Annotated in this window: 10 protein-coding genes; 1 reads left to right on the top strand and 9 read right to left on the bottom strand. The window is 35.8% G+C overall.

Annotated elements, in window-relative coordinates:
• Positions 1-12: 12 nt before the first annotated feature.
• From pgmB to GMD78_RS13805, 9 genes are all read right to left on the bottom strand, one after another.
• Positions 13-687 carry a beta-phosphoglucomutase gene (gene pgmB, locus GMD78_RS13845; protein WP_155669396.1) on the bottom strand — a complete coding sequence of 225 codons (675 nt, stop codon included), beginning with the start codon at positions 685-687 and terminating at the stop codon, positions 13-15.
• Between the two features lie 33 nt (positions 688-720).
• Positions 721-1,695: a formylglycine-generating enzyme family protein gene (locus tag GMD78_RS13840; protein WP_155669395.1), complete on the bottom strand. Its 975-nt coding sequence runs from the start codon at positions 1,693-1,695 to the stop codon at positions 721-723.
• Positions 1,696-1,902: 207 nt separating this feature from the next.
• Complete coding sequence (locus GMD78_RS13835; protein WP_155669439.1) at positions 1,903-3,222, bottom strand: sulfatase family protein; 1,320 nt, start codon at positions 3,220-3,222, stop codon at positions 1,903-1,905.
• Positions 3,185-4,264 (bottom strand): LacI family DNA-binding transcriptional regulator, encoded by a 1,080-nt coding sequence (locus tag GMD78_RS13830; RefSeq protein ID WP_155669394.1) that lies wholly within the window; start codon positions 4,262-4,264, stop codon positions 3,185-3,187. The genes GMD78_RS13835 and GMD78_RS13830 overlap by 38 nt, the downstream gene beginning before the upstream one ends.
• A gap of 49 nt (positions 4,265-4,313) precedes the next feature.
• Complete coding sequence (locus GMD78_RS13825; RefSeq protein ID WP_155669393.1) at positions 4,314-5,012, bottom strand: YesL family protein; 699 nt, start codon at positions 5,010-5,012, stop codon at positions 4,314-4,316.
• 62 nt (positions 5,013-5,074) lie between these two features.
• The gene (locus tag GMD78_RS13820; protein WP_155669392.1) at positions 5,075-5,911 is read right to left on the bottom strand and encodes a carbohydrate ABC transporter permease; all 837 of its coding nucleotides are present in this window, start codon (positions 5,909-5,911) and stop codon (positions 5,075-5,077) included.
• Entirely contained in the window at positions 5,911-6,774 is an 864-nt protein-coding gene (locus GMD78_RS13815) for a carbohydrate ABC transporter permease (RefSeq protein ID WP_155669438.1), read from the bottom strand. The genes GMD78_RS13820 and GMD78_RS13815 overlap by 1 nt, the downstream gene beginning before the upstream one ends.
• 232 nt (positions 6,775-7,006) lie before the next feature.
• A complete protein-coding gene (locus tag GMD78_RS13810; protein WP_155669391.1) occupies positions 7,007-8,260 on the bottom strand; it encodes a sugar ABC transporter substrate-binding protein in 1,254 nt (417 codons plus the stop codon).
• Between the two features lie 64 nt (positions 8,261-8,324).
• Positions 8,325-10,703 carry a glycoside hydrolase family 65 protein gene (locus GMD78_RS13805; RefSeq protein WP_155669390.1) on the bottom strand — a complete coding sequence of 793 codons (2,379 nt, stop codon included), beginning with the start codon at positions 10,701-10,703 and terminating at the stop codon, positions 8,325-8,327.
• A 306-nt stretch (positions 10,704-11,009) separates the two neighbouring features.
• Between GMD78_RS13805 and GMD78_RS13800 the strand changes: the two genes are divergently transcribed.
• Positions 11,010-13,022, top strand: coding sequence for a prolyl oligopeptidase family serine peptidase (locus tag GMD78_RS13800; RefSeq protein WP_155669389.1), 2,013 nt, complete (start codon positions 11,010-11,012; stop codon positions 13,020-13,022).
• The last annotated feature ends 33 nt before the right edge of the window (positions 13,023-13,055 follow it).

Raw genomic sequence — 13,055 nt, 5'->3', positions numbered from 1 at the left:
GTCTTTTGTCACTTATTTTTTCCAGTTCGAAAAGTGCTGTACAATTTCTTCAAAATCCAATTTAGATGTGTCATGCACAACAAAATTCGCTTTTGCTAAATGATCCATTGAACCAACACCAACTGAAAACATATTGGCATCATTAATAGCATGAACACCAGCTGCTGCATCCTCAATTCCTACACAGTCTGGATAAGCTATAGACAATGCATCTGCTGCAGTTGTAAATGTTTCTGGATCTGGTTTTCCTTTTTTCACCTTTGCAGCATCTACAATGTAATCAAAATAATTTGTTAATCCCAACTTTTCCAGTACCATGGACGCATTTTTACTCGCTGAGCCTAGTGCTATTTTAATATTGTTTTCTTTGATGGTTTGAAGTAACACCTCAACCCCAGGTAACGTTTGTTCCTCGTTAACGGTCTCGATTAATTGCTTATAATATTCATTTTTATCCGTTGCTAATATTTCTTTTTCTTCTTCGGATAAAGATAGAGATGGATCTAAAGCAAGTATACGTTCTAACGATTCCATTCTACTAATACCCTTTAATTGTTCATTAAAATTTCTATCTATAGAAACTCCTAGTTTTTCACCTAGCTTTTTCCAAGCTAAATAGTGAAATTCTGCCGTGTCGGTAATAACTCCATCCAAATCAAAAATAAATAATTTCGGTAAATGTTTCATGCTAATCCCTTTCTCATCAGTAATTGCTCGTTGTTATGTTTTTGTTACTACGCATCTAAAACCAATATTTCCAGTAGAACTATCAGGAGTGTTTGATGTCCTTGCTGCTACTCGATATCTATTGCAATAAGAATGGTGACATAGGTAAGAACCTCCACGCATGACACGTGACACTCCGGTTCTCGGTCCTGTTGGATTTTGATTGTCTTTTAGGCTCTGAACATCGCTAGTAAACCAATCGGAACACCATTCCCACACATTTCCTGAAATATTATAGAGACCATAACCATTAGGAGGAAATGATTTTGCTGGTGCTGTACCTACATAACCATCATCTTTCGTATTCTGACGCGGAAAATCCCCTTGCCATATATTACAATAATGATTTCCGTCTGGATAAAGCTCGTCTCCCCATGGATATAATCTCTGTTCCAATCCCCCTCGGGCAGCAAATTCCCACTCTGCCTCTGTAGGTAGTCTTTTTCCAGCCCATTTGCAATAAGCTTGGGCATCATTCCAGGAAACATGAATCACGGGATGGTCTAAACGGTTAGCTATTGTAGAATCGGGTCCCTCTGGATGATTCCACGTTGCTCCTTCAACTACCAACCACCATGGAGTTTGTTGTACGCGTTGACGAACTTTCTTTGCCGTGTGAGAACTTATAAATTGATAAAATACAAATGACCAACCAAATTGTTCAGCTTCGGTTATATATCCTGTATCATCAACAAATTCTTTAAAATCACCATTTGTTACTGTTTGAGAATCTATATAAAAGGGGTCTACTACCACTTCTCTTACTGGTCCCTCACCATCAGCTGGAAAACCTTCCTCTAAATTAGTCCCCATTAAGAACCTTCCTCCAGGAATATGCACCATTTCATCCTGATTAAAAATCTTTGCAGAGGACACAGATGAATTATTCAAAAGTTCATTTGGAGGTGTTGTATTTACTTCTTTCAATATACGACTAGGTCCACAGCAACTTGATTTATTTTCTTTCATTTTGTCATCTCCATTAGAGCTTAGTAAATGTTCGCCTATTCCATTCTGTTCTACGTTGAATAGATCAATAAAAATTTTTACCTTTGTGGTAACCCAATATAAGAAACAGGACTGGTTTCAATATTAGAGTCACCAGCCCTAGCATTGGTCCCATAAGTTGTTGAGATTAGTCCGATTTCCCGTCGATCGTATTATCACTTAAAACGTCTATTCTTTTGAACCTTTATAAACATTTCCTAATTCAATCTCTTCTTTCCACTCCGTAGCCTCTACACCAGGGATTGGCCCTTCTAGTAATGGATCATTCGAATCCTTCATCCACTTTTCAACCTTTGAGCGTAAATCAAGAAGAACTTGCTTATAATTTTCATCATCCGCAAGATTATGTTCTTCTAAAGGATCTTTTTCAAGGTCGTATAACTCTTCTTCAGAATTCGAAACATAATATCCTTCTCGAACATCTTGTCCTGATAAACTTTCATGAATATCAAATGGAAGATACACCTTTGGTCCATCTTCAAAATTTCGTATATATTTATACTTAGTCGTACGTATTCCTCGCATTGGGTGATAACGATCATGCCAAGATAACTCACAGAAGAAGCTCTCTCGACCATCGAAGGAATCTTCCTTCAATAATGGTAAGAAGCTTGCTCCATCAATACCTTCAGGAATATTACCACCTGCAATTTCGACTAGTGTTGGCAGTAAATCAATATTACACAGCAGCTCATCATGAACTCTTCCACCATTATTCATTCCCTTTGGTAGCCTCATGATTAAAGCTGTCTCTAATCCCGCATCAAATAAGGTACCTTTTGCTCTAGGGAACGCAATACCATGATCGGTTGTATAGATTAAGAGAGTATTGTCCGCTAACCCATTTTCTTCAAGCGATTTTTTTATTCTTCCCACATTCCTATCAAGTTCTTTTATCGAGCCATAGAAATATGCTAAATCCTCTCGAACCTTTTTTGTATCAGGTAAATAAGGAGGAACTTCTACAGATTCTAGGGGGACTGGCTCAAAGTCATCAAATGGTCGATGAGTTTCTTCAAATCCAACCGAGGCATAAAACGGAGAGTGATTAGATGATTTTGATCGTTCTTCTAAAAATGCCTCCACTTTATCTGTTACATTCTTTGCTGCATTTCCTGGCACTTCTACTACATGCTGATACCCAAGTTTTTCTCCGTCCAATTGCCCATCAATCGATTCATGGAAAAATCCAAACAAATACGTATCATATCCAGCCTTATTCATTTCAGATGGAATGGTATCGACGTCCTTATTCATAGAGTGTCCCATGTGGGCTAAACCTAGCATGCCGTGGTTATGTCCATACATCCCGGTTAAAATACTTCCTCTACTAGGACTACATTGTGGCTGTGAGCAAAAATAATTATCAAATCGCACACCATTTTCCGCTAGTTCATTTAACTCAGGTGTTTCAACATTATGATCATAAGCTCCTAAATATCTACCCGTATCATGTGATATAATCATTAGAATATTCGGTTTGTCCATTGCTGTATTCATCCTTTCTCTGCTTCTCGTTACAATACCTAACACTATCTCGTTCCATAAATTCATTTTCTACATAAACTAACTTTTTTCCCTCTTTGCTTTCCATCATCTGTTGAAGTAATAGCGCAGATTGCTTACCCATTTCAAAAAAGTCCTGTCTAACAGTTGTAAGCCGTGGTTGGGTAAAATTGCTTATTAATAAATCATCAAATCCTGTAATAGAAACATCCTCAGGTATTCGTAATCCTTTTTCTTTTACTGCTCTCATTACGCCATAGGCCATTAAATCGCTATAACATATAAAGGCAGTAGGTTGTTTATATTCTAAATACGTTTTGGTTAAATAATATGCTTTTTCCTCAGCGAATTCACCGTACATAACATCCTCATCAGAAAGCTCTAGACCAAACTCTTCAAATGCTTTCTTCGTCCCTTTGAATCGTTCTGAGTTAACATACGTTTCCCTTGTTCCGGCAACTACTGCAATTTTTCGGTGATTATGTTCAAGCAAGTGTTTGGCAACCTTTTTACTAGCTCCATAGTTATCACTAGTTACACTACCAATTAATCGATTCTCTATGTCTGATACGACATCAACCATGACGCAGGGAATATCCGTATTCATTAGTTCCTTAAAGTAACGATCATCCGTACGTATCCCTTGTAGAATAATTCCACCTATTTTCCGATCTCTACAAAACTGCGTATAACTCTTTTGTTCTTGTTTTAAAGAATCGATTAGAAATATGGATAATTCATATTCCTTTTCTTGTGCACCAGTATAAACACCTTTCAATACCTCAAATGATATGGTATCTTTTGTATTTTCTGTGAATATCCCAGACGCTATTAATCCGATTGTTTTTTGCTTTTTAGAAGATAGATTTTTAGCCACAATATTGGGAGTATAATTTAATTCTTTGGCAACATCAAAAATCTTTTGCCTCGTTTTTTCACTTATATCCGGATAGTTATTAAATGCTCTGGATACAACACTATTGGATACACCTGCTCTTTTCGCAACATCTTTAATTGTTGCCATACATAAGTCACCCTCTTACAGATATAAATTAAGCTGATTTTATCACAATTTAGCGGCTTTTTAGCTTTGCTGCCTTTCCCTCTACCCTAAGGGTGAAACGGAAAAATGCAAAGAATGTTAAAAATGCGCTTACAGATATTGTGAAAAACAAAAACAGAAACCAAATTCTAAAACTCAGATAATACAGCAATGAGTTACCTAGTAAAACGGAAAAAAATAATAATGGATTTCCTATCGTAATTAGAAGCGCGTTTTTAAACAACTCTTTTTTTGACATTACATAATGGACACTTAGTGATACGTAATTCATGATGTAAACGTATAGTGCTACACCCACTATAAACATCAATAGCCCTAGTAAGAAATCTAGTTCTTTAAAATAGTTGAAGTCAATGACCCAAATAATGATAGCTAAAGTCAATATTGCACCAGAAAAAAAGCTATTCTTGTAGTTTCTCGTTAAATGTTTCCAATATGCTTTTACTAAAGATGGCTGTTCTTTATCAAGTATCCAATCTCTAACTGTTGCGAAAACAGCGGTTAGGCTCGGAAAAAATAATATAGGTAACAGAATCGCAAGCGGTACCGCTTGAACAACTATAGCTAAATTAGATGGAGTTAAAATCATCATAAAGACGATTAGTAATATAGGAAGATTGGTCACGATCCAAAGCATATTGATCACCGAAAAACGCATGATCCATTCTGCAAGAGCAAACAATCCTCCCATAAAACCAGAGTAATTCATACTACATTCCTCCTGTTAAAAACGCGGAGATTCATCGACAAATTCCGACAAGTGACAGGCACCTATTTAACTGCTCCTTCGCCGATTCCTTTTATGATGTGTTTTTGTGCGAACACATAGAATATCACGACAGGTATTACAGTTAGAGTTAATCCAGCCATTGCCATATTCCACTGGATGGTAAATTCACCAAAGAAGTAGAATGTGGATAGAGGGATCGTACGTAATGCCGTGTCTGTTAATGTTAGAGATGGTAATAGGAAGTCATTCCATATGGCTATTACATTTAAGATTATTACTGTTACAGTAATTGGTTTTAAGATTGGAAATACTATTTTCCAAAATAGGCCAAGTTTGGAACATCCATCAATTGTTGCTGCTTCTTCAAGTGATATAGGTACAGTGGATCGAACAAAACCATGATATAGAAATACAGCCATTCCTGCATTAAACCCTATATGCATATAAATTAATCCGCCACGTGTGTTTAGCATTTGAATATTTAGCGTACTAGAAATGGTATCCATGAATTGCATTAACGGCATCATTAATGTTTGAAACGGAATAAGCATTGTCGCAATAAAGGTCATAAAAATAAATTTACTTAGCTTGTTATCCGTTCTTGCAAGCATCCATGCTGTCATTGAAGATAATGCTACAATAAAGATCACTGATGTAATGGTGATAAACAATGAGTTTCCTAGTGCTGTTAGGAAATTCATTTTATCCATTGCATCAATATAATATTGAAGACTAAACTGTTCTGGTAGTGCCATTACATTTTCATATAATTCCTGTCTATTCTTAAATGAATTGACAACCATTATATATACAGGAGATAGGAATACTAATGAAAATAATAAGAGTAACAATTCTTTAATAATTTTGCTTATATTCATTACATTTCTACCTCCCTCTTCTTCGTAATATAAACTTGTGTTAATGTTACCACAGCTACAACAATAAAGAAGATTACAGCCTTCGCTTGACCGAACCCATAATTTCCATATCCAAAAATTTCATTATATATATGCAATGCGAATAACTCCGTAGAGTTAATTGGACCTCCACCAGTTAAGGATAAGTTCACATCATAAATTTTAAATGCAAAAGAAAGCGTTAAGAACATGCTGATGGTAATAGAAGGCATTAATAAAGGAAGCGTGATTTTTCTAAGCTTTTGCCAGTAGCTTGCACCATCAATTTTCGCCGCTTCGATTATTTCATTTGAAATACCTTGGATACCAGCGATATAAATAATCATCATATACCCTGCCATTTGCCATGTAAAAACGAATACAAGAGCATATAAAGCATAATCAGGATCTAAAAGCCAATTAAAGAAGACCCCACCAAAACCTGTAGATTCTCCTATAATTTTAAATGCGTCTGTAAAAATAAACTGCCAAATATAACCTAAAATAAGACCACCAATTAAATTAGGCATAAATAACATTGCTCGTGCTGCGTTTACAGTTCTTAACGCAGAAGTCACAAGTAGTGCGAAAGTGATTCCTAAAATATTTACAGATATAAGCGCTAAAATAGTAAATTTTACTGTTAGCCATGCAGAATCCAAAAAGCGTTGATCACTAAATAATTGAGTGTAATTTTCAAGGCCAACAAAAACCATCGGATTTGCTCCAATTCCATCCCAATCAAAGAATGAATAATAGATACCCATTAAGAATGGAATGATGACTACCGTAACAAAAATTACTAATAGCGGGACAGTAAATAAAGCGAACCAACCCTTGGTCATTTTATTTGCCACGTTAATCCCTTCTTTCCTTACATGAATAATGTTTCAAAACATACCATAACGATCAATGTTTCAAAGATGATAAATAATACTTAAAGTAGATCAAGTAAATCTTGAATCAGTGGAGTTCATACTAACTATTGTATGGTAAATAAGAAATTGATAGGGAGATAATCATTGTAGAGTAATACTCTATATTATCTCCCTATCCAAAAATTAAATAGTCTTATGATTATTTAGTAGCGTTTTGCCATGCTGAATCTAGACTGTCAATAAGCTCTTCACCTGTTACATCCTCTGATAAGAAGAAGTTTTGTGTTGCAGGTACAAAGTCATTTACAATAACGTTAGCTGGGAAATAATTATGTGACCAAGGAATTGTTTCCCCACTATTTGTAGCATCTAGAACAGCTTGAGATAATGGATCCAAGTCATTTGTTTCAATATTCGTAAATGCTGGTACAAATCCAAATTCCTCTACTAAATATCTCATTCCTGTTTCACTAGTGTGCATCCAATCTAAAAAGTCTGCTGCTGCTTGAACTTCTTCTTCATCTTTAGTTCCGTTGATCCCCCAGTTACTACCTACACCAACTTCTAATTTATCGTTATCTAATAAAGGTAGTGGAGCCATACCGATTTCAAAATCTAACTCATAATCCTCAAACATACCATACGCCCAGTTACCTTGGTGGATCATAGCAGTTTTACCTGTTGCAAAATCACCAATTTGCTCATCATATGTTATATCAAGTGGATTAGGAATATTTGCTCTTAAATCTTCCATCATTTGACCAAATGCTTGGAATTCTTCTGTTTCTGCCATCGTTACTTCTCCAGCATTCATTCGCTGAATAAATTCATAATTATCTTCTTGTAGTGAGAATGGGTAGTTACTTAAGTGTCCAATTAAGAAGTATGCTTCTTGTGCAAGACTAAGTCCAGCAACATCTTCTCCATTAAATTTCTCTAACGTATTTATAAAAGAATCGTAGTCTGCAATATCTTCTGGACTTACTAAATCTTTGTTATATACTAAACCAAAACCTTCAACACCATATGGTACACCGACAACTTTTCCATCATGCTCTAAAGCCATATTAGGAGCAATATGCTCAACAAATGGCTCATCACTCATATCATATAAATAAGATGCAAGTTTCTCAGCTTCTGTAATATGACGAACACTGAATATAGATGGACCTTGATTACTGTTTAGGCGAATTTGTAATTGCTGAAAGTAATCATCACCAGTTGTTCCCCAAACTTCTACCTCGACACCTGTTTCTTCTTCATATTCCTTAGCTAAAGCTTCTAACTGCTCTGAAATTTCTACTTTACTTTGGAAAATAGTTATCTTTTGACCTGATGATTCGTTATTCCCTTGAGTACCTTCTTCATTTTCTCCATCATTGCCACCACATGCAGCTAAGAATAAAACGAATGAAATTGCTATTAATACCAAAATACTTTTACGGAATTTCATGTGTATTCCTCCTTGAAATGTTATATGTTTTTATATTAAGGGTGAGTGAATCACCCAGTTAATATCATTCATTAGCACTGCTAATTGGTATCTCCATGTGATCCTCACAAGTATATACTTTTCCAAATACCTCTAACTCAACTAACTCCTTGTTTACAGCTACCACAGATAATGTTTCTTGCGTAATCGTTATGAACAACGGCTGACCATGCCAATAAATTGTGAATTTCATTTTGTTCCAATGCTTAGGAATACATGGATTCAACTTGAGCCTTCCATTGCAGCTAATTCTCACTCCAGCAAAACCAAATACAGCTGCAGACCAAATCCCCCCAATAGATGCTGCATGTACTCCATCATCCGATGTTTGCATCGATGGGCCAAGATCAATTTCACTAGCTTCTTTAAATAAAGAATACGCTAATTCACCTTTTTCAATATCATTAGCTAGGATTGCATGTGTTGCTAAGCTTAATGAAGAATCATGCAATGTTTTCGGTTCATAGAAATTAAAATTACTTTCCTTTACTTCATATGAGAAACGTTGATCTTCATTTAAAAATGTTTGCTCTAAGAGATAGAGTAAAACTAAAACATCTGCTTGCTTTGTTACTTGTAATTGGTTAATCTGCTCTGGATTATAATCCTTATAAATACCTCTAACCTGTTTTTGATTCTTGTATCTTGATAAATCAATTTGTTTTAAGCTCAAGTACGTATCATCCTGTGGAATAATTAAATCTTCTTTTCTAGGAGACGGCAAATATAGGTTTTCTGCTTTTAATTTCCAATCCCTATAGTTTGGATCTAATCTCAACAATTCATTTAATTGCTTAAACCTCGCTGGATTTTCAGTTTGTAATAATTCATAAAATTGAATAGCTAAACGCAAATTAAAATAGGTCATGTGATTCGTATAAGCATTGTTGTTCACATGCTCCTTATATTCATCTGGACCTATAACATCATTGATATGATATTCTTGATTATCATCGTTCCATTCTAAGCGACTAGCCCAAAAGTTCGCTGTATCAAAGATCATTTCATATCCGTAATCATCCATAAAATCTTGGTCATTCGTAACGACGTAATATTGATAAATCGCAAACGCAATATCTGATGTAATATGTTGCTCAATCAGTCCTGACCAGATTTTTGTCTGTTCTCCAGTGACGATGTCGACATCCCCCCACGCTGGAGTAACTTCTCCATCAGTTGGCCAAGCAGCTTCCCAAGGATACATTGCACCTTTATATCCGTTTTCTATAGCTTTTTTTCGAGCACCTGCTAAACCGCGATATCGATAAGTTAATAGGGACCTGGCAATTTGCGGATTAGAGTACGTAAAGAATGGTAAAATAAATATTTCTGTATCCCAAAATGAATGGCCTTTATATCCCTGTCCGCTTAATGCTTTAGCACCAATTCCCATTCTGTCATCATGTGCTGGCGTCATTATCGTCAAATGATATAATGCAAATCTAATTGCTAACTGATCAAATGTATGTTTACTATCAACTTCAAAATCATATGCTTCCCAGACCTTTTCTTGCCATACCCGCACATGTGAATCAAAGAGTTTATCATACCCTTTTAAAGCGCTTTCTTTTAATTCGTTATGAGCAAAATCTCTTAGTTTACCTATCTCATAGCCCGGCTTATCGAATTCCTTATCTCGACTGGTATGAATTGTTGTTATTTTTTCAGAAGTAAAAACGTCCCCCGGCTCTAATGACACATTGAATGTAAGCCATACTTTGCGTCGCCCCATATCCATATCAGGATCTAGGCTTAGTTCTTTGTCATTTAGCATTAGTTTATGTGTTGTATTGATGGCGATATCAACATTAGATTGATTTGTGGTTTGAATTAATTCAATAAAACGTCGATTATAAATCCTTCTTTCACCCTCTAGAAAATGCTGTGCTCCCGAATTACTCATTTGTGCATTTACTCCAGAATCAAATGATAATTGAACCGGATCGTTTAATGCTTCAACTTCCATTTTCATACCAATGAGGTGCAAATTGTCTAAAGAAACGAATCTTCTAAAATAAAATCGAAGTTCTTTCCCTTTCGGAGAGACCCATTCTACTTCCCTTGTCAGTTCAGCAGTCTTTAGGTTCAATTGACGAAGGTAACTACTGGTTTGACCTAATTCTAAACTAAACCGCTCTCCGTCTACACGTATATCTAATCTGGTAATATCAGCAAGATTCGGTAATTCCGTTACTTCATTTTTTGCTGCTTTATTGAACGTTCCACTAACCAATAAATTCCTAGTTTCTTTGAGATATGGTTCTTCCGTTACAGACCTAAGTCCCATGTATCCGTTTCCAAGATACATAATAGATTCACATTTCCCTAAAGAATCTGGAGAAAACTCAACTTCTGATACAAGCCAGTCCTTGAATTCATCTTTCCCCAAAGAATACTCTATCATCTGAATGCCCCCTGCAAAATTCGAAAACGTTTTCGTAAAAAGGCTTTTAAAAACTAAAACGTTTTAGTTTTTCGCTAAAAAAAATGAAAACGCTTTAGTTTTAATTGAAAAAAATATAAAAGTTTAAAAAGTTTATATTCGAAGTATAAATCGAAAAACAAAAAAAGTCAATCTAGAACCTAAAATACCATTTGTTTCCTATAGTTATCTACCAACTATCATTTTTTTCATTGTTTTAAGCGGATATAAAGGAAAACCATCAATAAATGTCGAAATCTAATATACAGAATAAAAGGAGGAATTATCTTGATTACATTTAAAAAAGATAATATTATAGAAGATTTCCACGGAACCAAAGTGGCTGACCCATATCGCTGGTTAGAAAATCCCGCTTCTAAAGAATCCATTGAATGGAGTAATTTGATGAAGGAAGAATGCGATACATATTTTTCTAAAACAACATCAAGAGAAGTTGATAAAAATAGGTTAGAGGAACTTTGGAACTTCCCCAAATATTTTGTTCCGAAAAAGGTAAAAAGTAAGCTATACTTTCAGAAGAACGACGGGCTACAAAACCAAGCGATTCTTTATAATGAGGATGACCAAGTTCTCATCGACCCAAACCAATTAAGTGATGACGGTACCGTAGCTATGACTAATTTTGCCTTTAGCAACGATGGTCAGTTTGTAGCTTATGCCACCTCTACTCACGGTAGCGACTGGCAAGAGATTCGGATACGTAAGGTTGATCGTGGGGAGGATTTGGACGATCAAATACAGCATGTGAAATTTACTAATATTGCTTGGTCGCCTGATAACTCAGGGTTTTATTATAGTAAGTTCCCTGAGCCTGGAAGTGTAGCTAAAGAGGATGAGAGTAACTTTAACAAAGTTTACTTCCACAAATTAGGGACGAACCAAGAAGAGGATATACTTATTCATGAACAACCTGAGGAAAAAGAATTAATGTTCTCGCCAACAATAAGTGAAGACGAAAAATACCTTTGCTTATACGTCATGCTTGGTACTGCTACGGAAAATAGATTTTACCTAAAGAAGCTAGATTCAAATGGTGAGATGATCCATTTGTTAGATGATCAAGATGCGGAGTATATTTATGTTACGAACAAAGATAATATATTCTATTTTAAAACAGACCTAGATGCACCTAACGGAAAAATCATTGCAATTGATTTAGATAACCCAGCACGTGAAAATTGGCGTGACATTGTACCAGAACAAACCGATGTAATCGACCACGTTCAATATATTAATGACAAGCTAGTCATTGCCTTCTTACACGATGCCCATCACCAATTACATGTTTATTCGATTAATGGGGAGTACTTACATCAAATAAATCTACCTGTTCTAGGATCCCTTACGAACATGACACGGAGTAAAGAAGATAATGAAATTTATTTTGGCATTACATCATTTTTACATCCAACAATCGTGTATCAATATCAGTTAGGTGACCAAAATCTATCGGTGTTTGCAGAATCACAACTACCTATAGAGACTTCTGCATTTGAAACAAAACAAGTATTCTATACGTCAAAAGATGGAACAAAGGTACCAATGTATATTACTCACCATAAGGAAGTACAGCTTGATGGTGAAAATCCAGTTATTCTTTACGGGTACGGTGGATTCAACATTAGTATGACTCCTTCTTTTAACCCGGCTATTCTTCGTTGGCTGGAAAAAGGCGGAGTTTATGCCGTAGCAAACCTTCGTGGTGGAACAGAATATGGCGAGGACTGGCATAAATCTGGAATGCTAGAAAATAAACAGAATGTATTTGATGATTTTATTTCGGCTGGTGAATGGCTCATCGACAATAACTATACAAAGAAAGAAAAACTTTCCATCATGGGTGGATCTAACGGTGGCTTATTGGTGGCAGCCTGTATGGTACAACGGCCAGATCTATTCGGCGCAGTAATCTGTAGGGTTCCAGTTATCGACATGCTACGTTATCATAAATTCACCATTGGACGCTATTGGATACCTGAATATGGAAGTGCGGATAATCCCGAACAGTTCCCTTATCTTTATGCCTATTCTCCATTGCATAATATTAAAGAAGGTCAAAAGTATCCGCCTGTGCTTATAGCAACTGCAGAAAGTGATGACCGTGTTGTACCAGCACACGCTAAAAAGTTTGCTGCGACATTGCTAGAAAAAGCAGACAAAGAATCTACTATTATCCTCAGACTAGAGTCGAAAGCTGGACATGGATTAGGAAAGCCTACTTCAAAAATCATCGATGAATGGGTAGACTTCTATGCATTTTTGGATAAAGAACTAAACTAATAGATATATGGTAGCCCATCAAACTACTATTTG

This window comes from Ornithinibacillus caprae (assembly GCF_009728145.1).
In the GTDB taxonomy this organism is placed as follows: Bacteria; Bacillota; Bacilli; order Bacillales; family Amphibacillaceae; genus Ornithinibacillus; species Ornithinibacillus caprae.
This window is presented reverse-complemented; position numbering and strand designations above follow the sequence as displayed.